The organism is Neobacillus sp. PS3-40 (genome assembly GCF_030915485.1).
In the GTDB taxonomy this organism is placed as follows: domain Bacteria; phylum Bacillota; class Bacilli; order Bacillales; family Cytobacillaceae; genus JAUZPL01.
Window position 1 is genome coordinate 750,996 of record NZ_CP133266.1, and the last position, 23,106, is coordinate 774,101.

Genomic DNA, 23,106 nt, shown 5'->3' on the forward strand with positions numbered 1-23,106 from the left:
CTAATTTAGTTTCTCAACTAGCAACAATGTTTAAGAAAAGAGCCTAATAAATAAAATGATCTTTGTGTTACCTGCTATTATAGGAACAATTCCTTCAACTTAGCTTTTTTCCGTATTCTTTGAGCTTCTCACCAACCGTACATTGTGAAATACAAAACCGGTGTGCAAACCTTCGTCCACTTTCCTGTTTTAACTGTATATGTAAAAAACATCCCTCACAATACTGAACTATTATGGATTCAGCATTCTCAATGAGTTCACGTCTTCTAAGATCCTTCACGTGATTTGCACCCCAAATTCTTAAAGTAATTGTGTTTTACTAAAAATTTCTTTTCCCTCTAATGCTTGGCTTGCCAATTTATCAGCTTCCTTATTATCATTTCTAGGAATAGCCGTGTATCTAGGCACAATGCCTAGAGATTTAATCTTCTCCTCGATTCGATCAAGCCACTTATTAAGCACTTCTTCATAACAAGGCCAATCCCCTTCTAACTGCTTCAAAACGACTTGCGAATCACCTTTAATTTCACATGGTAGGTGATGAACTCCCATTTCTTCAAGGATATTTAATGCAAAATAGAGTGCAGCATATTCTGCTTCGTTATTTGTTTCCATCTCATCAAAGTGCTCATTGGCACGGATCCTGTATTTCTTTTTCCCTTGTTTGAAATATATAACTGCTCCAAGACCAGCTTGATTTGTTTCCTTTTGAAAGCCACCATCAAAGTAGACCGTTATTTCGTTTGGATCTTCCTCAATTTCCGTTACAAGTTTTTTCATTTCCTTTAAAGTCCATGATGTTCCTATTTCATCGTAAAAGGTAAAATCACTTGCTTTTCCCGATTTTTCAAGTTCTTCTCCCGCCTGAATCGCTATTTCTCCAGAAATTAAGTCAGATGTAAATTGAATTCTTTCGTTTCCCTTAAGTTTATAGGCCCATTCAAATTTATATTTCAATTTTTCAGCCCACCTTTATTTTTTAAGAACTCCATGTTTTATTATTTATTGTTATTATGCCCATTTCACGAAAACTGAAAATCAAAATTCTTATTTCACATTAATGTGTTAAACTATAATAAACTTTCACATCTATATCTTGGAGGTAACTGGATTGATTGAAGTATATATTGATGGAGCAAGCGCTGGTAATCCTGGACCAAGCGGTGCTGGTATTTTTATTAAAGGACACGGATCAGCTGAAAAATATTCAATTCCACTTGGGATAATGTCCAATCATGAAGCTGAATTTCATTCATTTTTAAAAGCACTCGAAATTTGTTTGGAAAAGAATTATTTAGTCGTGTCTTTTCGAACTGATTCTGAATTAGTCAACAGAGCTATCGAAAAGGAGTTTGTTAAGAACAAGCAATTTTCTCCTTTACTTATAAAAGCATTAACACTTACAAAACAATTGAATCTTTTTTTTATGAAATGGATCCCGAGTAGTGAAAACAAGAGCGCCGACGAACTTGCTCGGCAGGCAATTCGAAAAAACGGATTGGAGGAAGAAGCAACACATGAATAAATTTGCTGATATGAGTTTACTTTTTGTTACATTCATCTGGGGGACCACATTTGTTTTAGTGCAAAATGCAATTAATTCCCTCGAACCATTCTCATTTAATGGAATCAGATTTCTGATTGCTGCACTTTTACTAATCTTTTGGCTCATTATTTTCGAAAGAAAACAATTAAAGCAACTCGATAAAAAGATCATTCTTTCTGGTGTTTTTATTGGATTTTGGCTTTTTGTTGGTTATGTAACCCAAACCATTGGCCTCTTATATACTACTTCCTCAAAGGCTGGATTTATTACTGGATTAAACGTTATTTTTGTTCCATTACTTTCAATGTTGTTATTAAAACAAACTTTAAGTAAAAATGTGATTGTAGGTGTAGCTATTGCAACGATCGGTTTATTCTTGCTTACGACCACCGATATATCTGCCTTTAATATCGGGGATGGGTTTGTATTTATTTGCGCAATAGCCTTTGCCATGCAAATCATTTTCACAGGTAAATTTAGTGGTAAATACCCCACATTATTATTAACAGTCATTCAGATTTCAACAGTTTCAATATTATCTATTGTTTCTTCGTTTCTATTTGAAGATTGGAAAAAAATGTTTCAAACTAACATTATACTATCCAAGGAAGTATTTATCGCAATTTTAATCACTGCTATTTTTGCTACTGCACTTGCATTTTTATTGCAAACAAACTTTCAGAAATACACGACCACAACAAGAGTTGCGTTAATTTTCGCGATGGAACCGGTTTTTGCTGCAATTACTGGATACTTTTGGGCTCATGACCGCTTGACCTATAGTGCAATAACTGGCTGTATCCTCATTTTTGCTGGCATGATCTTTGCTGAGGTGCCTGTTAGGAAAATAACGTGGCTTAGAAAAAGTAATATTAAAAATAACTCCCTTTAATGAAGGGAGTTTACTATTTTTTAACGAGATTACATAGCCAACAGTTCTTTCTCTTTAGCAAACTGTATGGCCGCTTTTCTCGTTTTTATTTTGCTTTCGATCAATGTTTCGAGTAGTGCTACATAGAAACTGCCATCAAATCTTTTCTGCGCCTTTAATGTCAGTTCAATTGCAGCATTGGTTATTTCATCGGACGCATTTGTATAATGTCTCCCAAAGTAAATAAAGCCAATTGCATCTCCTTGTAATTGAAAGCCCTTCCCATGTAAAGTATGCAAGTATTCTTCAACCGTCAGAACGAACTCCCCCATCCCTTATCAAACAAGCTATCCTATACCCCTTAAAATTTTAGCTTAAAAAAAGGCAATTTTCTATCACTTTTTGATAATAAATATCCAATCATCCCAGTACATACCCCAAGTATTGCTCCCCCAATTACTTCTTCAGGCTTGTGGCCAAGCATTTCTTTTAGCTTTTTCGGTGATTTTTCCTTAAACTCAATACCCTTATCATTACGAATTTGGGTCATAAGTTCATCAAGCGAATTTACTTTTAAAGTTAATTCACCAGTTTGACGGCGGATCCCCTGTGCATCATACATAACAATTAGCCCATAAATGAAGGAAAGAGCAAAATCAAAAGTAGGAACCCCTTGCTTTAATGCGATGTACGTTGTAAGTGAAGACACCCCCGCAGAGTGGGAGCTTGGCATCCCTCCTGTTTCAAAGAATAATTCAGGTCGCCATTCCTTTTGTTTATAGTAATGAATTGGGATTTTCATTCCTTGTGCAAGTCCAATACTTACTAATGCTATATAAACACCTTTATTCATCCACCTTCACCTCTTTTACTATTGTGAAGAAAGATGTGTTATATTATTCCCCTTGGAAATACTATAGGCATTGGAGGTGATAACTGTGAGTAAAAAAAATAACAAGAATCGCGGTGTCAAGGCTCCTGGGGTCAATCCCCAAGGCTATGGGCAGGATGCAGAATTTTCCGAGGAACCAAAAAGTAAATTAGAAAATTTAGCGAAGAAAAACAATAAAAAATAACAAAAGGCATCTTGATGCCTTTTGTCGACAATCTGTGTGGTTGTCCCAAAAATGGGGCAGCCACTTATTTTTTAGGAAACAAAGAGTTCTTCAAACGGAAGCAAGCGGTGCATTCCACGAAGCTCTAATTCCGTAAATTTATCAATAACCTTTTCCTTTTGCACATTAATTTTAGCATCATCAAGCGAACAGTTTACGGGAACATCGCATTTTATTTCAGCTAGCATTCTTGACAAATGTAGCATTTCTAAATCCTGCTCTATTTTTGTCTTAATTGATTTTGAAAGATTATTTAAATTAGCCATAATGCCCTCAATATGTTCATATTCCTGCAAAAGCTTAAGAGCAGTTTTTTCACCAATTCCTTTTACGCCTGGATAATTATCACTTGTATCTCCCATTAATGCTTTTAAATCAATCATTTGCTGAGGATTAATTCCTTTTTCCTCTAAAAAAGTTACTGGAGTATGAACAAGATAATTACCATAGCCTTTTTTAAGCAAAATAACTGAGACATTATCATCAAGAAGCTGTAAAATATCCTGATCCCCTGTTAAGATAGAGACATTTGCAACATCCTTTATCTTTGTAGCAATGGTTCCAATGCAATCATCTGCTTCAAATCCATGAATCCCAATATTCGGGATATCCAAAGAAGCCACTACCTCTTTCACAATATCAAACTGAGGGATTAATTCATCTGGAGCAGCTGATCGATTTGCTTTATAACCATCATAAAGTTCTGTTCTAAACGTTTTGCTACCCATATCCCAGCAAACAACAAGATGTGTTGGTTTGAAGGTCGAAACTGCCGTCATTAAGTGCTTAATGAAACCATGGATTCCATTAGTGGGAATCCCCTTTGAATTTATCATAAATTGTCCTGACACAGCCGTAGCATAAAATGCACGGAACAATAGGGCCATACCATCTACAAGCATTAGAGAAGGTTTTTGATTTTGCACTTCTGTCGTCTCCCCTTTTGAAATGCGTCTTTTATTTTTTACACTTTTCCCATTATAGCATAGGGGGAGTCCTAATAATTATTTAATTTCATTTTCCTCATACGATATCCAGTCACTAAAGCTTCCAATATAAAGTTTAACATTCTGATACCCTGCTTCTTTTAAAGCCAAGTAATTAGGAGTAGCTGTTACTCCTGAACCACAATATACAATAATTTGTTTTGAAGGATCAACATCTGCAAATCTTTTTTGTTGTTCGTTTGCTTGCCTAAATAATCCGCTCTTTAATCCCTCAAACCAAGGCTTGTTGATTGCCTTTGGGATATGTCCTGCCTTTTTATCAATTGGTTCTTCAATTCCTAAAAATCTTTTTTCCTCGCGTGAATCAATTAATATACCAGATTCTAATTGACCATAGATAACTTCTTTTACATCCTCCATTGAAGCAATTATTTCTTTCTGTAAACGGATGGAAAAATTCGTACTTTCATTACTAGAAATTTCTGCTGTAATTGGATAGTTCGCATCCTTCCATTCTTTAAAGCCTCCATCAAGAATGAAAACTTGTTCATGTCCTAAGTACTGTAACATCCACCAAAATCGTGCAGCAAATGCACTTTCGCCGTTATCGTATGCGATAATAATAGTTTTGTCATCAATTCCTGCACTTTCCAATTTCCCAACAAATTCTTCTATGTTAGGAAGAGGATGACGCCCTCCATGTATGCTAGCGGGCTTTGATAAATCCTTTTCAAGATCAAAAAAAACAGCACCAGGAAGATGACTTTCCAAATAAGCTTCCTTCCCTTTATTAGGCTCTGCTAACGAAAACCTACAATCGATGATTTTTATATTCTTTTCAGGTAATTTTTTTAACAGCCACTCTTTATCCTTCACATACTTCATGCTTTATCACCCTTTACTTATTTGTAATCAAATGTCTAATAGATCCCATAGCCAGTGTTCGAGCTGGTCTAAAGATGGCTGGATTTTGGGAAGAACCATGCTTTCATTCAGCTCTGCTACTGATAGGAAACGTATCATTTCATTTATTTCGGTATTTGTTAAGAGAATTTGTTTCCTTTTCGCTTCAGTTAATGTCTGATAGGCGTCACCTATTCCCGATTGATTAAGGACGTTATCAATATAATCATAAGGAGAAAAAATTGATTTTGATTTAATTAAACCTGTACAAATCAAATCTGCTCTGACGGCCTGAATGAGTTGTTTTTGTTTCTTAAAGTTAAATTCTCCTTTGACCAATTCTTTTACATTCCGTTTTTTTACAGAGCTGTAATGTTTATATAATGAGAATGGAGAGTAATTGGTGGATATAAATTGTTTTAATTGATTAGAAAATTGATTACTCTCCATATAAACATGGGGCGAAAAGGCCCACTCATAAATACTAGGATTAGACTTTAGAATAAGATCACATACTTTGAAAAGATCAAAGCCGGTCACATCGATTGGGGATTGGAATTCAAGTACATCTGGAATCTTTCGTAATGATAGATACTTTCTTACATTCCTATACCGATAAATAAAGCGAATATCAAAATCGGATTCATCCGTTTGAATTCCCCAAGCTCTACTCCCAGCTTCACATGCAAAAAGAATTTGAATTCCAAATTCATCCTCCATACCCACTAACCAATCTCTCATATCCTTTTCATCCTTTTATCAAAATTCTTCTAGAGTTTGCTGAATTTCGATTAGTTGCTCGATTGAAACACCACCATCTAAAGTAGAAAGCAAGCTTACATAATAGTCTTCCACTTGCTCTACCATTTGCCTTAAAAGACGGGTGAATTCTCCATTTAATATATCAACATAGTAACTATTTACCCGCTCTTGTTCAAATTTTGAATATTCTTCCGCAGGTATTGCTAAAGCATTATATAACTCTTCACTCATGATTCTTTTCTCATTTCTTTCAAAAAAGGATTTTGGATTTTTAAAGGTTGACATAGCTTTTTGAAATAATTGCTTATTTACATCTTTAAATGCATTTTGAAAATCAAGCTCCTCTTCACGCTTAAACTCAAAAATAGAAAAAGAAAGATCTTGATTGATTTCTAAGATGCTTCGCACAATCCCAGCTTGAAATTCAGTAACTTTTTTTTCTAGAAAACGATCTAATCTTACAGTTGTTGCTCTCATTTCTTGTGCAAAATCAAATCCAAGGCTTTCTAACAGCTCATCTAGTCCTAGTTGCAAGGCTTTCTTTAAATTGCGACCATCATCTCTTAATAAGGTTGGATTGAAAGCTTCTTTAAAAAAGTCACCAAAACGAAGAAAAACCCTTTGTTTCAAATAATAAATCAATTCATTTGCTTCTTGGAGAATAAGGCTTTTTAATGTTTGAACGGTTTGTGCTTTTATAATCTCCATTATGGCCTTTTTTTGCTTTTCAATTTCAGAACGCTTTCGTTCCTTCATTGTCTGGTCTTCCATCGAGCTTTGAATCAACTTTTTAATTAAATCGGATACCCGTTTTAGCTCTATTTCTGAAGAAGCAATGGCCATTTTAGTCAAGTCATTGGAAATGAATGGATAAAAAGATCGTTCAAACTGATCCATTCTAGAAATTGTTGTATCAGCGTTATCCTTTTTTTCTTTTAATGCAAGCATGCTTGATAAAGAAAAAAGATGGGGGTTCCTAATCCCGTATTTAATAAGCTGTTCTTGAACATATTCTGCAACTGTTTCCTTCTCATCATCGTCTTCAGCAAGATCAATAGCATTGATAATGAAGAACATTTTATCTAATTGAAACGAATCCTTAACACGTCCAAGCTGAATTAAAAACTCCCGATCTGCTTTTGAAAAAGCATGATTATAGTAGGTAACAAAAAGAATTGCATCAGAGTTCTTAATATAGTCAAAAGCAACACCTGTATGACGAGCATTAATAGAATCGGCACCTGGTGTATCCACGAGTGTGATCCCTTTTCTTGTAAGTTCACAATCATAATAAAGATCAATCCATTCAATGAAACATGACTTTTCCTCTTTCACAACAAAATCACTAAATTCATTTAAACTGATGTTTATTACCTTCCCAAGGAATTCTCCATATGTCCCAAATCCTTTAATAAACGCCTGCAAAAATGCATAATGTGTCTTCTCGAAGGCACCAATACTCTCCTTTTGTAACATGAGCTGATCCATTTTCTTTAATGCTTCTTGAAAACTTGTAGAATGTAAACCGAATACTTTAAGAGAACGGTTTAGATCATCTTGCATAGTTGATATTTCTTTAAATTTCACAAGAACTGTACCATGCCGATGCGTTTCATTAACAGGCTTAATTCTGTTAATTGCGGCTGTTGTCGGGTTTGGTGATACTGGAAGAACTTTTTCGCCCATCAACGCATTTGCAAAAGAAGATTTACCAGCACTAAATGCTCCAAATAATGCGACTGTAAAACCCTTATTCTTTAATCTTTCCGCTTTTTCTTCCAATTCGCGAGCAATTTTATTGAAGCCAGGGAGTGAATTTATTAGCTGTGATGCCTTCTTCAGCCTTTTTGATGTCTCTTGCAGTTGGTCACTTGCCTTTTGATGAACTATTGAATCCACATATAATTGTTTCTTCATGTAATGATCACTTTTTTGTACCTTCACACTGTTTGTTACATATTCACCATGAACCACTTCAAATTCTTCTTCATGGGCCATGAAAAGTTGATCAAACTCTTGTTCTCCTCCACCATTCTGCAATAACAACTCTTCCATTTTCTTTTCTTTATCTGCAAATTTCGTTTTAAACCTATTTAATTCTTCAAAAGCATGAACATATCGTTCAATATTTTTAAATTCATTTTTATAACGCTCTTTTAAAATTGCATTTCGGTTATCTAAAGCCTGAAAAAAAAGTTTTTTAAACTCAAATAAAAAGTTTTTTGCTATTTTTTTTATTTCATTTGCTACTTCATCCGTATAATTTAATACATAGTTTCCTGACAATCTTGCCCCAGGCTTTACCACGTTAACTAATAAATCTGATCGAAAATGGATGGAAAAAGAGTTTACTCGCTCAAGTAAATCTGTTTGTTCAAGCCCATAAAACTTAATTTCTTTTCCTAAAAATTCACGTAAGTGCCATTCAAGCTGCGATTTTGCTTTATCTAACATATCCTTATAAAAGCTTTCAAGTCTTGCCTCTCGTTCAGCAAATGTCTTTTGTTTTCCAAATAGGAACCCAACCTTAAATTCAGGCTGACAGGCTTCAAGATAAGACTCTGCTAAAGATCTTGTTTGAGATGGCATCAAGTAAGCATTTTTTAAAATATGGCTCGTTTCTTGATCAAATTGCCTTTCAGCCAACTCAAATCCTTCTTCAATTTCCTGCAGTTTTGTCTTTTTTTCACTGTACGTTTCAACCAAATTTTTTTGGTCTTCACTTGATAGTTCCTCTAAGATTTTTTTAACTGGTTGAATCGTAATTTCTTCTCTTTTTCTTGTTTGTTCAAGATGGTCCCAGACAATTCTTTTCAGAGACCTGGAGATAGATTGTGACAGGAACTGATCCTTCATTTCTAATTTTTCATTTATAAATTGCTGCAAGTCAGTAAATTGATTAAAGACTAGGTCAACATTTTTCAAAGATGTGTAAAAAATACGAGCGGGTTTTACTGACCATGATGCAAATGATTCAAGAACACTATTTTGGAACTCTTCGAAACTTAACTCTTCCTCTTTGTGTTTATCAATTTGATTGATAACCAGATAAACTTCTTTTCCCGCTTCTGCTAGTTCCTTCGTGAACAAAAAATTCAATTCTGATTGAACATGATTATAGTCCATTACATAAAAGACTAGATCTGCAAGGTGGATTGCTGATTCTGTAGCAATCCTATGTGCATCATCAGCCGAATCAATCCCAGGTGTATCCATAATAATCGTATTAGCTGGCAATTTCGATTCGTTATAGCTAATTTCGATTTCTTTGATTTGGTCTCCATCTTTGCAATATTTTTTTACTAATTCATAGTCATATGGCGCTAAATAAAGTCGTGGCTTTTCATTTTTGAAAAAAACCTTTGCATATTCCTCACCGGATTTCACCTTAACTAAATTAGCGCTAGTAGGTATGGGGCTTGATGGAAGTAAGTTCTCCCCAACAATATTATTAATCATTGTTGATTTACCAGCTGAAAAATGACCGCAAAAAGCAATCACAAATTCTTTTTTTTCAAGCTTATGTGCTAATTGCTTTATTTTTTCCGTATTGGATGTGTCATGATGCTTGAATAGGTAATGATAAGTGGAAACAAGTTCCCCTCTTAAAGTTTGGATTAACATTTGCTGTTTTGCTATTTGAACCATGAATCCTATTCCCCTTATAACAACATTTAATATGTTTATTTTATATGATTATTCAAAACTTTCCTATATAAAAAAAGAAAAGCCAGGGTAACAGCCCTAGCTTTTCTTGAACATTTTAATGTGAAACATGTTTTAAGACGTGCTTCATGACAAATGCATATATAATCACCGTTGCACCAACAAAAGCAAAAGCCATCTATAACACCTTCCTCAACCGCTCATTGATAATGATTTTCATCCTTAATTAAAGCTTATCACAACCGATAATCACATTCAATAGGCCTTTTCTAACTGTCACATTAATTTAACAATTTAGGAAAAAAGCGATTACAACTCTTAAAGGAACCTTCATATTCTGTTAACCCCTTTAGTGCTCGTTCTTCTTCCGGAATACGAATGGAAAGAATCACGATATTTAGAATCGTGAATAATAACGCAGTAAAATAGGCATTAAAAAGTAATGGTATGATGAATAATTCTAATGTAACAACAGCATAATTCGGATGCTTTATAAACCGATAAGGCCCCCTCCGAATAACTTTTGCATTTGGTAATACGATAATCTTCGTATTCCAATATTTTCCCAATGATAAAATGATCCAAACTCTTATCCCCTGTGTTACGAAGAAAAGAATCCAAAGTAGTGGCCACAGCAAGGAGAGACCTCGATTAAACATGACCTTTTCCGTAAAAAAAGAACAAAAAAACAGTGAATGAATTAAAACCATGTACAGATAGTGCTTCTTACCAAATTCGATTGCTCCTTGCTGTTTCATCCATTTTTCATTCTTCCTTGCAATAATAAGTTCCACAAGCCTCTGAAAAATAATGATGAAAAAAAGGATCAAGAAAAATGACAGATCTTCCATTTACGCCCACCTCATCAACAGTAATTCTGAACTGAATCCTGGTCCAAGGGAGGCACCCAACCCGAGAGCTCCTTTTTGAATATCCAATTCCATATGTGCTTTTAGTACATAGAAAATGGTTGCTGAAGACATATTTCCGTTTTGTTTCAGTACTTCAAACGATAGATTATTCATCGATTTCGGGATACCAAGGGATTTCTCATAGGCATCCAAAACTTTTTTTCCACCCGGGTGTGCAATAAAATAATCTATTTGTTCAATTTTTACATTTTGCTCGATTAAAAATTCGCTAACATTGGGCTTTAACCAATCTTCAATAATATGGGGGATATCACGAGAAAAAATAACAAACAATCCATTATTCTTGACATCCCAGCCCATAACATCCAAAGAATCTGGCATAAGAGTCGATTGTGTCGCCAAAATATGTGGAGAAGTATCGGTCTTTCTAAGCTCATTAATATCGACTTGATCACCACAAACAAGTGCACAGGCAACTCCATCTGAGAATAACGATGTTCCAATAAGATTGCTTTTTGAGCGATCATTTCTTTGAAAAGTTAGACTGCAAAGTTCAACAGATAGGACTAGAACTTTTGCAGTGGGAAATGCCAGACAGTATTCAAATGCTCTTGATAAGCCTGCAGCTCCACCTGCACACCCCAGGCCCCAGATAGGAATTCGTTTTGTATGAGAAGAAAATGGTAATTGGTTCATTATTCGTGCTTCAATGCTTGGTGTTGCAAAACCTGTTGTGGAGATAAAAAAGAACGCATCGATATCCTGGTAGGGGATATTGTTTTTTAAAAATTCCTTACTATTTAGGCATTTTTGGACAGCTTCCTTGCCAAGTGTAACCGCTGATTCAATATAGATATCATTTCTCTCCTCGAAAGAACGGTCCGTTTCAAACCAATCTATATCTTTTACAAAATATCTCTTTTCAATTTGACCGTTCGGAAAGGCTTTTAATAGCCTTTCAATATCTTTATAGGATTCAGAAAAAAGCTCCCTAGCAAAGGCGATTGCCTTGTCCTGTTTTATCTCGTAAGGCGGGTGAACGTCTGCAATAGAAATAATGGTTGGCATAACGCATTCTCCTTCAACTCTTATAAGGATATTTTTTCCAATAGAGATTGAATTATACAAGGGAGTTATTCATTTCCGCTCCAATTATCATAGTTGCAAAATCAATAATGGCTTTAATACACAGCCATTTAACCAAAAAAGCCCCTCCAATGCTGGAGAGGCAATTACGTTTTGAAGGTTGTTGTTGTGCACATTTATTATACCTCAACTCTTTATCACCTTTCATTGCATAATCTTTCCCAATAAACTATTTAAAAAATTTAGAGTATTTTGTCAAAATGATGAAAAATATGTTAAAATAAATTAATTTATTGAGCGAGAATGAGGAAATGGGAGGCCCCACAAGCGGTACGCCGAGGAGCGTTATCCCTCCCCGCGGAAATCAACAGGCAAAGTTACGGCCTAAAAACTCCGATTTATGCGATAAGAGCCTTATAAAATGAAAAATCTCCTTACCCAAAGTAGGAGGAATGAAATATAAGTAGTTCGTGAAAACTCTTGAATAATCTGATTCGGTGAATACCGAGAGTCTATATTACAGTAAGGAGGAATGAATAGATGATACTTACAAAAAATGTCAATGACCTTTTTAATGGAACGATTGAGTCAGTAAAATTGCTTCTCCCATTCGAATTAACCATTGATCAGCCTTCTACCTTACTTGAACCTCTTACACAGCATCCCTTTGGAGTCTTAATTGGCATGAAGGGAAATATAAGTGGAAAAATCATTATTGACGCCAGTGAGGAAATTTTTCAAAAGATCGGTGAACGAATGTTCGGGATGATTTTAGAAGGAGAAATGTTAGAGTCATTCGCAGGTGAACTCGGTAATATGCTTGCGGGCTCTTTATCAACTTCTATTTCTAATCATGGCTTTGAAATAGATATAACACCACCAACAATTCTTGTAAAAGAATCGCTTGTTAATCGGCACAAGAAAGCATACCAGTTCCCGTTTTACCTTCATCATGTTGGTTCACTTTATATTATTTTTATGATTGATTATTTGAACAAAGAGTGATGATAGGTTAAAAAGGGCAGATCATCATAAAAAAAGATCAGTTTATCAAATCTAAGCTGAAAAATATACTTTTTCACTTAGATTTTGATGAAGATCAGCCCATTTCATACTATATACTTATATTAATAACAGTGGAGAATATCAAAAAGAAAAAGCACCAAATACAGTGCTTAAAGTTATGGTTTTTCTTTTTGTGATTGAATTTCAATCCATATTTTATTATTTGCGAGTGATCCACAAATCCTACAATATTCCTCTTTGTTATAAAGAATTCTGCAAAGTTCACAATAATATTTTTCCACAAAAACACACTCACTTTTCGCTAAATTCAACTGCCTATAGCATCATATTTTTTTATTTTAAAAGTGTGAACATAAAACCTGAATCTTCTAATAAAATAATTATGCAAATAGGTTTCATCGATTAATCACATTTCTAATTTTTCAAAGGAGGTTGAGTAGGTTGGCAAGAAAAGAACTTAAAAAGGAAAAAACGGATGTAGAGGATAACACTTCTTTGAAGGGAACCTTAGCATCCGTTTTCATTTTAGGCATTTTCATCGCAGGAATGTGGGTAGGCGTTTATTTCGTATTCCTAAATCGATTTTGAAAGGAGGAAAATCTATGCATCTTCACAAATTCGAAAAAATTTGGCTTTCCTTTGGTATAGGTGCCTTAATCCTTTTTTTAATTATTATCGGCGTCAGTGCATTCTATCTTGGTAACATGCCTCCTAGTTCTTTAACTACTATTAATTCAGAAAAGGTCGATCAAACAGCACCCTTCACTAAACCAGGCCTACATAAGGTTGAAGGGAAAAGTTGGGATTATGAATTAATTGTCGTAGCCTCTACTTTCTCCTTCAATCCGATGAGTGTAAAAATCCCACTTGGTGCAAAAGTAAAAATAATTGCAACTACGAAAGATGTTGTTCATGGCTTTGAAGTTGCCGGAACGAACATCAATATGATGCTAGAACCAGGATACGTTAGTGAATATACGACAACATTTGATAAACAAGGAAATTACTTAATCGTTTGTAATGAATACTGTGGTGCAGGTCACCATTTAATGAGTTCGCGAATTGAGGTGGTTAAGTAATGGCGAATACAATAACAAGTCAATTTAAGGTGGATTCGAAGGATGCGAAGCTTTCGATGGCTCACTTTTTTATCGCCTTTACGGCGCTAGCTCTTGGCGGAATAATGGGACTCCTGCAAACGTTTGTACGTTCAGGAAAATATGATCTGCCTGGTGGGATAAGCTATTATGAGATTTTAACTGTCCATGGAATTATGATGGGACTTGTTTTAACAACCTTCTTTATCATGGGATTCCAACATTCTGTAGTCTCAAGAACTGCAGGTACGTATTCCAATACTGCTCGACACATTGGATGGATTGGATTTTTCGTCATGACTCTTGGAACTGGCATGTCTGCAACCATGGTGTTACTTAACAAGGCATCTGTCCTCTATACTTTTTATGCACCATTGCAAGCACATTGGATTTTTTATTTAGGATTAACATTTTTTGTGATCGGAAGCTGGATTGATGGAGCAGCTTTAATTATGACCTATGTGAAATGGCGGAGAAACAACCCTGGAAAACCAGGACCATTATTAAGCTTTATGGCGGTCATAAATACTGTTCTATGGTTTGTAGCAACACTTGGGGTCGCAGGAACTGTTTTATTCCAGTTACTTCCTTGGTCACTTGGCCTTATTGATAGAATTAATGTTTTAGAAAGTAGGACTTTATTTTGGTATTTCGGACATCCACTCGTGTATTTTTGGCTCCTTCCTGCCTACATGTGTTGGTATGCTATCATTCCAAAGATAATAGGCGGAAAGATTTTTTCTGATTCTTTAGCCCGTTTATCATTTATTTTATTATTACTTTTTTCGATTCCAGTAGGTTTTCACCATCAACTAATGGAGCCTGGCATTGATCCTGCTTGGAAGTTTATACAGGTAATCTTGACTTTTATGGTCGTCATCCCATCTTTAATGACTGCATTTGCTTTGTTTGCAACATTTGAAAGAAGTGGGCGCGTTAAAGGGGCAACTGGATTATTTGGATGGTTTACAATACTTCCCTGGAAAGACGCGCGATTTACAGTACCTTTTATAGGCATGGCCGCATTTATACCCGCAGGAGCTGGTGGTATCATTAATGCTTCAAACCAAATGGACCAAGTGGTTCATAATACGATTTGGGTAACAGGCCACTTCCACTTGACGGCAGCAACATCAGTTGTATTAACATTCTTTGGTATCTCGTATTGGTTGGTTCCACATTTAACTGGCCGCATACTTACTAAAGCAATGAACAAACTGGCTATTATCCAGGCGTGGATCTGGTTTATCGGAATGGTATTCATGTCAGGTTCCATGCATATTGAAGGGCTACTAGGGGCTCCAAGACGCTCTGCTTTCTCTACTTATGGAGGTGCAAAGCAAGCAATGGAATGGATTCCATATCAAATAGCTCAGGCAGTGGGTGGAAGCATTTTATTTATTGGTATTATTCTTTTCGTAGTAATTTTTATCAACCTTGCTTTCTTTGCACCAAAAGGGGAAGAAGAATTCCCAATTGGTGAAGCAGAAAATCCTGAAGAATCGATTCCATTGGTTTTGGAAAACTGGAAATTATGGATTGGTATCACTATCGCACTTATTCTTTTTGCTTATACCATTCCATTTATCCATATCATTCAACACGCACCTATTGGTTCTAAAGGATTCAAAACATGGTAAACAAGATAATTATGTAAAAAAGTTTCCTGAAGAATTTCTCTTCAGAGTTGCAAACAATTTAAAATCAATTCAATGCACAAGTGAACCCGTTCGGGCAATCCGAACGGGTTTTTTTATCCCACTAAACCATATGTAATTATCTAGTTTCTAAATTTAAAAAGAAATAACATAATTCTATATCAGGTCCTAAAAACAAAAAAATTGTACATAGTAATAAAAGGAAAAAATACTAACTAAAGGAGGAAACAGAATGAGTAAAGTTAATTTCATCGCTTTAGAAATATATCCAAATGAAGCACCCATTTTGATGATGGAGCAGTTAGGTCAATTTGAAGTAAAACATAACTTGGCTAACAATCTCTTCTGTGGCTATCACACCTTCCAATATGAAGGAAAGAACTTCATGCATATTGGCTGGAATAGTGCAAACGGAGTTGCTTACCATACATTAAAACGTTTCTCAGAGGAAACCAAACGCACATTCTTCACCCGCTTCAACGAACTGCATTCATTACCACTCTCTGAAGTACAAAACATTTTTTATCAAGATAAGGATGAAGATTTTATCGAACCGATTTTGGCATTAGAAGAAGAAGCAATGGCATAACTGACCGACCATTAACGTTTCAATGGAAGAAAGACCAGGTCATATTATGCGACCCGGTCAGAAATTTAGTATGTATATACGATGTCTTCTTTTTAAGAATAGTATTACTTGCCTAATTGATTGGGGCTTTTGTTTTATTAAATAAACTTAGTGCTACTTTTGGTAAATTGACAAGTATTACGGATATTAAGACGAATGCAGCACCAATTAATTGCATAACCCCTAATTTTTCCTGGTAATAGATAACGCTAAGGAGTGTAGCTACAACTGGCTCAACCGTAGCAATTATCGATGCCTTACTACTTTCCATTTTCTCGAGTCCCTTTGTGTACATGAAATATGCGATAACCGTGGGAAATAATCCTAAGCCCAATGCCCAAAAGAGGTTATCACTTCGCCAAATCAAGGACCATTTTTCCCATATACCAGTTAATGGAATTAATGTAATCGTCGCAATTAGGAAAGTATAAAAAGTCACGGTAAAAGATTCATATTTTCTCAAAGCAAATTTCCCAAAAATACTATATAGTGAATAGCCAAATCCTGCTCCTAAACCTGTTATTAAACCAATTGTGCTTATGGATGAAGTTTCACTAAGATTAATACCCGCTATGAAAATACACCCTATTAAGGTCCCAATTACTGAAATAATTTTAATTACATTCAATCTTTCATTTAAAAAAAAGAAAGATAAAACTGTTACAAATGCTGGAGCAGTATATAACAAAATAACCGCTATTGAAAGGTTCATATGATTTATTGTAGTAAAGTAACACCAATTAAAAAATACGATACTACAGATACCCGTACCAACAAATAGCTTTACATCTGCAAATTTTATTTTCATTTGTTTTGGATACATGAACAATCCACCGAAACAAAGCATTACTGTTGCTGTTGCGACGCGAATGGTGACGATCTCCATTGGGGTAAAACCTACTTTTGAAAGGGTTCTAACAAATATTGCTATCAATCCCCACAAACTAGCACTCAGTGCAATTAATAAAAGTGGTATCATTTTTTTCAACTCATAACACACCTAGTAAATCAATTTAATATCATTTGTTTAAAATTATGTTAATTGATACACCTTACTATATTTCTCATAAAGATAATCTATTAGATATTGAGCATTCAATCCTTCACCTGTTGTATCTAGCAGGATTTCAAGCGGCTTTTTTAACTTTCCATATTGATGAATATTTTCTGTTAACCATTCCTTAATTGGAAGTAAATTCCCTTGTTCTAATAATTGATTAAAGTTTGGAAGGTCCTCCATCATTTTGTTTTTAAATTGGGCTGCATACATATATCCTAAAGCGTAGGAAGGAAAATACCCAAAGCTTCCTCCTGACCAATGTACATCCTGCAGAACACCCTTAGCGTCATTTTCAGGACGAATCCCTAGAATTTTTTCATACATATCATTCCATATTTCCGGAAGATCCTTCACTTCAATTTCATCATTAAACAATCCCTTTTCGATTTCATAGCGGATTATTACATGTAAAGGATAAGTTAACTCATCTGCTTCAATCCTGATTAAAGAAGGTTTTGATTCATTTATTGCCCGGTAAAAATCCTCAAGACTAACATTTTCAAAATGATTTCCAGAATAGGCCTTTAATTGTTCATAATTATGTTTCCAAAATGAAAAGTTCCTGCCCACTATATTTTCAAAGAACAATGATTGCGACTCATGTATCCCCATTGAAGTACCCTCGCATAAAGTGGTTCCAATTAGTTCTTTTGAAAGATTTTGTTCGTATAGAGCATGACCACCCTCATGGATTGTTCCGAATAAGGAAGTGCGGAAATCATGTTCGTCATATCTAGTTGTTACACGGACATCACCTGGATTCAATCCTGTTGCAAATGGATGGACAGTCACATCCAATCTCCCCGCGTCAAAGTCAAATCCCATTTGAGCAAGAATATCTAAACCAAATTTCCTCTGGCTTTCTTTTGGGAAATGATTATATAAAAATCCTGTTTGAGGCTTATTTGGAGACTCAGCAATTTGTTTTACTAAAGGAACAATCTTTTCCCTAAGTTCTTCAAATACTTTATCAAGGATTTCGACCGTCATGCCTGGTTCATAGAGTGCTAGTAAAGCATTATATTTATTACCTTCATAACCCCAATAATTTACGATACGTTTTGTCATATCAACTAATTTCTCTAAGTAGGGGAGAAACAGTTCAAAATCCGAATTTGCTCTTGCTTCTTCCCAAACACTTTCGGCTTTTGATTGGAGAATAACATATTCTTTGTATTCTTCAGCAGGTACCTTTTTATTTCGATCATATGCCTTTCGACATTCTTCAAGCGTTTTCCTTGAAATTTCCGAAAGCTCTTTACCTGATAAATTAGCTATGTATGCAGCCATCTCTTCGGATGTTGACATCTTAAATACTTCTGATGATAGCATTCCAATAACCTGTGATCTTTGATCAACACCCTGTTTTGGGGCACCGGTTCGTAAATCCCAATAAATAAGTGCAAGAGCTTCATTGTATGCAGTAATTTTTTTTACATATTCCAAAAATTCCTTTTCTAAATAGTCTATTTTAATGGCCATGGTTTCTCCTCCTCCATATTCCTTCCATATTTTATCATATTATTCAGAAAAAATTTTATTTAATAATATAAAAACATAAAAAAAACAACAGAAATAAATTTCTGTTGTAAAAAATATATGGGAAAAGAGGATGTTTCCTGGAAAAATAAAAGCTAATAAAGCAATATGGGCAGATCTGATCAACTTAAATTCAGTAAAAAAACATTTTTTTTGATTGAATTTGATAACTTGATCTACTTTTCAGCGCTTTGCCCTTTTCAACTTGTAATTACTTCTTACCAACTGCAACTCTCCATGTTTCAGGTCCTTCTTCAAGGTACTCCCATGTAAATTGCTCAGGATATTCCATCATAAATTGATATTGAAGTGGTCTTGGATCATGGTCATTTACAATTTGCATAAATTCCCCTGAATTTAATTCTGCATAAGCACCAAAAATAGTAGGATGTTTCTCACGTGGTGGGAAATCTGGTACATTTATAATCTTTGCGAAAGTTTGCATTATTGTCACTCCTTTTATATTCTTAACTTCTCTTATATTATAAGAAATATTCGGATTAAACTGAGTGCGTATTATCACACTTTAGACATGATTTTGCTTATACTTTCTATAAGTTAACCTCGCTTTTTCATTCTGTTATTTTCAGCTTATTTTAGGCTTTACCTCCATAAAGTTAAATACCGATAATATGAAAAAATACTTTATATAAATCTGATGTTAAGCTCAAATAGAAAAAAATCCGCAAATATAGTATTTGCGGATTTTTAAAAACTTATTCTTCGTCGATTGATAAATCTTTAACTGGAAGTTTTTCCATTTCTTTATGTGTTGGTTTACGTAAGTTAAATAAAGCTTTTAGACTGAATACAACTAATATAATTACACCAATCAAGAAAATGGTATCTGGAACTGCACGCCATATTAATAATGTTTGAACTATATCTTGTTTTAAGAAGGAAGATGCGCGTGATGCTGCATATCCATGGTTAAAAGCTTCTTTAATTTGCATGTAACCAATAGGAAGAAGTGATAAGAATACCATTCCAGCTAGACCAATATTTAACAAGATGCAGCTGACTTTAATCCATTTATCATTCCATGCTTCTGGTTTTACAATACTTCTCAATGAGTAAAGAAGTACTGCAATAGCAAACATACCATACACACCCATCATAGATGCATGACCGTGTGCAGCTGTCAAGAATTGTCCATGTTCAAAATAGCTGACTGCAGGAAGGTTAATCAAGAAGCCCATTACCCCAGCTCCAACTAAGTTCCAAATTGCAACAGAGATTAAGAACCAGAAAGATCCTTTGTAAGGGAAGTTTACTCCACCCTCACGCATCATTTTGTATTGCTCATATGCTTCAAGAATTAATAATGTTAATGGAATAACTTCTAATGCAGAGAATACAGCTCCAAGACCAATCCAAGCTTCTGCAGAACCGTTATAGTAATAGTGGTGTCCAATTCCTAGAACGCCGCCACCCATAAGTAAGATCAATTGGAAATACATTTGTCTTACAGTCGATTTTTTCGTTACAAGACCAAGTTGAACTAGTAAGAAACCAATAACAACAACGGCAAATACTTCGAAAATACCTTCTACCCATAAGTGGATAATCCACCAACGCCAGTAATCAGCAAATGTAAAGCTTGTATCCGGGTTAATAAATAAAGCAAAAATATAGAATGCTGGTACAGCAATTGCTGAGTAGAATAAGAGATGGACAAGTCCGCCCTTATCTGTTTCTTTCTTAAGACCTGCACTAATTCCTCGATAAACGATGAACAGCCAGATGAACATTCCAGCAATTAGGATAATCTGCCAAATGCGTCCTTCTTCTATATATTCCCAACCTGTGTGACCAAATAAGAACCAATTATTTCCTAAGTAGCCATTTGCTCCAAGCCACTCACCAACCATGCTACCGCCAACAAGAACAACTAATGCCCAGAATAGTATATCAACCAATAATCCTTGTTTTTTTGGCTCATAGCCACCAACAAGAGGTGCGATATAAATACCCATTCCAAGCCATGCTGTTGCAATCCAGAAAACAGCAAGTTGCAAGTGATACCCTTTAGCAATGTTAAATGGTAGTATATCGTGAATCCATTTTATTCCAAAGAAACTTTCAGGTTCTGTATAATAGTGAGCAAGTAATGCCCCAAACATACATTGTACTAAGAATAATACAGATACAATGACGAAATACTTACCTGTTTTGACTTGTGAATTTGTAACTGGCATTTTCTTTAGATCAATTACTGGGAAGTTTCCTTCTGAATAAGCTTCTTTCATTCCTAATTGATAACGATAGAAGAAATAAAGAATAAGCCCCATAAATAGAACAAGTAAAGTTACGCTAGCTCCGCTCCACCAAATAGCTGAAAATGAAACATGGTTTCCTGCAGCCTCATAATATGGCCAGTTATTCGTGTAGGTAATCTTATCACCTTGTCGAACAGTACTTGAAAGCCATGCTGTCCAGAAGAAGAAATCGGAAATTTGCTTAACTTGGCTTCCTTCTGCAACATAGGCACGATTTTTAGCTGGTAGATCTGATTCTTTAATTAGACCAGCCTTTAAACCCCAACCATCACCTTTTGCAAATATATTCTTATAATAAGCCTCTACTTTTGCAAGTCCGGATGCTTGTGCATTCGTTAATTGTAATGTTTCTTTGCTATTATCATAGCGATTTTTACGCATTTCTTTAATGACGTTATCTTTAATGACTGATTTCTGATCAGCATTTAACGTAGAATACGTTTTACCAAATTTTTCATTGGCTTTATAGTCTTGCATTCCTTCAGTATAAACTTGCAGTGCTTCTGCTGTATAGTCAGGCCCCATATATGAACCATGTCCTAATACGGTTCCGTAATCCATTAAACCATATTTTTGCCATACTGCCTGGCCGCCCATTATTGTTGCCTTTGTAAAGAGCACATCGCCATTTTCACTTGTAACCTCTAAAGGCCTAGGCGCCTGTTCCTTGAAAATCCAATAGCCCCCTGCAAGCAAAACTGTGAAGGTAACTAAAATAGTTGTAATTAAGATTGACTTTAATAGTGCATTTTTCTTTTCCTTCACAACTTTATTTGTAGAGATTCCTGGTTGTATATTCATGCGATTCAATCCTTTCCTTGTTTTTCTTACCTTCTGTATTGTAACTGTCACAAAATAGTCATATAGTGAACCAATTCATGGAACAGCTGTGATATTCATCACGCATTTGCACTTTTCTTCACAAAGTTGTCACAAATGAATGAGAATAATTTTCACATTTCTATGACAGAGGTCACATATTTTTTAGAAAATCATTGTTAGAATAAACACTATGAAGAGAGAAGAAATACAATTTTTGAAGGTGATGATATAATGAAGCAAGATGACATCATTAAAACGTTGTCAGATGTTCCTTTATTTAAAGGATTGTCTCGGGAAGAACTGGCCCCGATAATAGAGATTGCTCAAGCTCGCTTCTATAAACATAAAATGTATGTTTTTATGCAGGATGATCAACTTGACCGTGTCTTTTTTATTCATTCGGGAAAAGTAAAAATATACAAAACGGATTTTTCCGGAAAAGAACAAATTATCTCTATCCTTGAACCGGGTGAAATGTTTCCCCATTCAGGTTTTTTTAGAAAGGGAAATTTCCCAGCACATGCAGAAGTGATGGAAAATGCTACCTTGATTGTCATTCCAATCGACAAATTCGAAGAATTTCTCATTTCTTTTCCTGAACTTTGCATCAAATTATTTACTGATTTAGGAGAGAAAATTGTTGATTTGCAACAAAGCCTGGAGGCACAAATATTACATAATACTTATGAACAAATCATTTTGCTTCTTATTAGACTTTGCAAATCCAATGGTGAGAAAAAAGGTGATAGATACAAACTAACTACACAATTTACAAACCGTGAGTTAGCAAATATGATTGGAACATCTAGAGAAACTGTTAGCCGCACGATTAATCAGTTAAAAAAGAAAGAATTTGTTTGGCAGGATGACGTGGGTTTTTATTTGTTAAACCGCGAAGCATTGCAACAAGAATTGTTTTACTAATCTTGTTTCGATAATATTTCTTGACCAAGCAAATAAAATATAAGGAGATGTGTTAAATGGAACCCAAAACAATTGAACTAGATGTACGCGAGGATTTAAAGAATAAGCTTGAGCCATTTCAAAAAATTATGGAAGCAATTAAGGATTTGAATGCAGATGATACTTTTATTCTACATGCCCCATTCAATCCAGTCCCATTATTTGCTGTATTGAAGGCAAAAGGCTTTACACATGAATCAGAAGAAATTGAAAGTAAGCACTGGAAAATTACTTTTGTTAAGAAAAGTTAAATAGGAAGGTGATTG

At 35.0% G+C, this 23,106-nt stretch carries 24 protein-coding genes; 10 read left to right on the forward strand and 14 right to left on the reverse strand.

Features of this window, described 5'->3' with window-relative positions:
* Window positions 1-94: 94 nt before the first annotated feature.
* Both RCG20_RS03780 and RCG20_RS03785 read right to left on the reverse strand, forming a co-directional pair.
* On the reverse strand, window positions 95-280 hold the full coding sequence (locus RCG20_RS03780; RefSeq protein ID WP_308182903.1) for a zinc-finger domain-containing protein: 186 nt from the start codon (window positions 278-280) through the stop codon (window positions 95-97).
* Between the two features lie 20 nt (window positions 281-300).
* Entirely contained in the window at window positions 301-957 is a 657-nt protein-coding gene (locus RCG20_RS03785; protein ID WP_308182904.1) for a reverse transcriptase-like protein, read from the reverse strand.
* Window positions 958-1,111: 154 nt separating this feature from the next.
* Here RCG20_RS03785 and RCG20_RS03790 point away from each other — a divergent pair, with 154 nt between their 5' ends.
* Entirely contained in the window at window positions 1,112-1,525 is a 414-nt protein-coding gene (locus tag RCG20_RS03790; RefSeq protein ID WP_308182905.1) for an RNase H family protein, read from the forward strand.
* Window positions 1,518-2,438, forward strand: a complete 921-nt coding sequence (locus RCG20_RS03795; protein ID WP_308182906.1) for a DMT family transporter — start codon at window positions 1,518-1,520, stop codon at window positions 2,436-2,438. Before RCG20_RS03790 ends, RCG20_RS03795 begins: the two co-directional genes overlap by 8 nt.
* Before the next feature lie 29 nt (window positions 2,439-2,467).
* Here the strand turns inward: RCG20_RS03795 and RCG20_RS03800 are convergent, their stop codons facing one another.
* Both RCG20_RS03800 and RCG20_RS03805 read right to left on the reverse strand, forming a co-directional pair.
* Window positions 2,468-2,749, reverse strand: coding sequence for a DUF6123 family protein (locus tag RCG20_RS03800; protein WP_308182907.1), 282 nt, complete (start codon window positions 2,747-2,749; stop codon window positions 2,468-2,470).
* Between the two features lie 29 nt (window positions 2,750-2,778).
* Window positions 2,779-3,270 (reverse strand): divergent PAP2 family protein, encoded by a 492-nt coding sequence (locus tag RCG20_RS03805; RefSeq protein WP_308182908.1) that lies wholly within the window; start codon window positions 3,268-3,270, stop codon window positions 2,779-2,781.
* Between the two features lie 85 nt (window positions 3,271-3,355).
* Here RCG20_RS03805 and sspL point away from each other — a divergent pair, with 85 nt between their 5' ends.
* Entirely contained in the window at window positions 3,356-3,493 is a 138-nt protein-coding gene (sspL, locus tag RCG20_RS03810) for a small, acid-soluble spore protein L (protein ID WP_308182909.1), read from the forward strand.
* Window positions 3,494-3,564: 71 nt separating this feature from the next.
* Here sspL and RCG20_RS03815 read toward each other — a convergent pair whose 3' ends face one another.
* From RCG20_RS03815 to RCG20_RS03840, 6 genes are all read right to left on the reverse strand, one after another.
* The gene (locus RCG20_RS03815; RefSeq protein ID WP_308182910.1) at window positions 3,565-4,458 is read right to left on the reverse strand and encodes a 5'-3' exonuclease; all 894 of its coding nucleotides are present in this window, start codon (window positions 4,456-4,458) and stop codon (window positions 3,565-3,567) included.
* Between the two features lie 78 nt (window positions 4,459-4,536).
* A complete protein-coding gene (locus RCG20_RS03820) occupies window positions 4,537-5,364 on the reverse strand; it encodes a sulfurtransferase (protein ID WP_308182911.1) in 828 nt (275 codons plus the stop codon).
* Between the two features lie 27 nt (window positions 5,365-5,391).
* Complete coding sequence (locus tag RCG20_RS03825) at window positions 5,392-6,123, reverse strand: nucleotidyltransferase domain-containing protein (protein ID WP_308182912.1); 732 nt, start codon at window positions 6,121-6,123, stop codon at window positions 5,392-5,394.
* 18 nt (window positions 6,124-6,141) lie between these two features.
* Window positions 6,142-9,792: a dynamin family protein gene (locus RCG20_RS03830; RefSeq protein WP_308182913.1), complete on the reverse strand. Its 3,651-nt coding sequence runs from the start codon at window positions 9,790-9,792 to the stop codon at window positions 6,142-6,144.
* Window positions 9,793-10,091: 299 nt separating this feature from the next.
* A complete protein-coding gene (locus RCG20_RS03835) occupies window positions 10,092-10,661 on the reverse strand; it encodes an isoprenylcysteine carboxyl methyltransferase family protein (protein WP_308182914.1) in 570 nt (189 codons plus the stop codon).
* Window positions 10,662-11,750, reverse strand: a complete 1,089-nt coding sequence (locus tag RCG20_RS03840; protein ID WP_308182916.1) for a type III polyketide synthase — start codon at window positions 11,748-11,750, stop codon at window positions 10,662-10,664. It lies immediately after the preceding gene.
* Window positions 11,751-12,308: 558 nt separating this feature from the next.
* On the opposite strand from RCG20_RS03840, the gene RCG20_RS03845 reads away from it, so the two are divergent.
* The 5 genes from RCG20_RS03845 (at window position 12,309) to RCG20_RS03865 (ending at window position 16,138) form a co-directional block, all read left to right on the forward strand.
* Window positions 12,309-12,773: a chemotaxis protein CheX gene (locus RCG20_RS03845; protein WP_308182917.1), complete on the forward strand. Its 465-nt coding sequence runs from the start codon at window positions 12,309-12,311 to the stop codon at window positions 12,771-12,773.
* Between the two features lie 462 nt (window positions 12,774-13,235).
* The gene (locus tag RCG20_RS03850; RefSeq protein WP_308182918.1) at window positions 13,236-13,382 is read left to right on the forward strand and encodes a cytochrome c oxidase subunit 2A; all 147 of its coding nucleotides are present in this window, start codon (window positions 13,236-13,238) and stop codon (window positions 13,380-13,382) included.
* 14 nt (window positions 13,383-13,396) lie between these two features.
* Window positions 13,397-13,873: a cytochrome c oxidase subunit II gene (locus tag RCG20_RS03855; RefSeq protein ID WP_308182919.1), complete on the forward strand. Its 477-nt coding sequence runs from the start codon at window positions 13,397-13,399 to the stop codon at window positions 13,871-13,873.
* Entirely contained in the window at window positions 13,873-15,531 is a 1,659-nt protein-coding gene (locus RCG20_RS03860) for a b(o/a)3-type cytochrome-c oxidase subunit 1 (protein WP_308182920.1), read from the forward strand. Before RCG20_RS03855 ends, RCG20_RS03860 begins: the two co-directional genes overlap by 1 nt.
* Window positions 15,532-15,781: 250 nt before the next feature.
* Entirely contained in the window at window positions 15,782-16,138 is a 357-nt protein-coding gene (locus tag RCG20_RS03865; RefSeq protein ID WP_308182921.1) for a hypothetical protein, read from the forward strand.
* Between the two features lie 112 nt (window positions 16,139-16,250).
* On the opposite strand, the gene RCG20_RS03870 is transcribed toward RCG20_RS03865, so the two are convergent.
* From RCG20_RS03870 to RCG20_RS03885, 4 genes are all read right to left on the reverse strand, one after another.
* On the reverse strand, window positions 16,251-17,156 hold the full coding sequence (locus RCG20_RS03870) for a DMT family transporter (RefSeq protein ID WP_308184286.1): 906 nt from the start codon (window positions 17,154-17,156) through the stop codon (window positions 16,251-16,253).
* Between the two features lie 54 nt (window positions 17,157-17,210).
* Entirely contained in the window at window positions 17,211-18,719 is a 1,509-nt protein-coding gene (locus tag RCG20_RS03875) for a carboxypeptidase M32 (protein ID WP_308182922.1), read from the reverse strand.
* Window positions 18,720-18,987: 268 nt separating this feature from the next.
* Window positions 18,988-19,221, reverse strand: a complete 234-nt coding sequence (locus tag RCG20_RS03880) for a DUF2249 domain-containing protein (RefSeq protein ID WP_308182923.1) — start codon at window positions 19,219-19,221, stop codon at window positions 18,988-18,990.
* A 271-nt stretch (window positions 19,222-19,492) separates the two neighbouring features.
* Window positions 19,493-21,856 carry a nitric-oxide reductase large subunit gene (locus RCG20_RS03885; RefSeq protein ID WP_308182924.1) on the reverse strand — a complete coding sequence of 788 codons (2,364 nt, stop codon included), beginning with the start codon at window positions 21,854-21,856 and terminating at the stop codon, window positions 19,493-19,495.
* A gap of 252 nt (window positions 21,857-22,108) precedes the next feature.
* Between RCG20_RS03885 and RCG20_RS03890 the strand changes: the two genes are divergently transcribed.
* Window positions 22,109-22,801: a Crp/Fnr family transcriptional regulator gene (locus RCG20_RS03890; protein WP_308182925.1), complete on the forward strand. Its 693-nt coding sequence runs from the start codon at window positions 22,109-22,111 to the stop codon at window positions 22,799-22,801.
* A gap of 56 nt (window positions 22,802-22,857) precedes the next feature.
* Window positions 22,858-23,091, forward strand: coding sequence for a DUF2249 domain-containing protein (locus RCG20_RS03895; RefSeq protein WP_308182926.1), 234 nt, complete (start codon window positions 22,858-22,860; stop codon window positions 23,089-23,091).
* Window positions 23,092-23,106 lie beyond the last annotated feature (15 nt).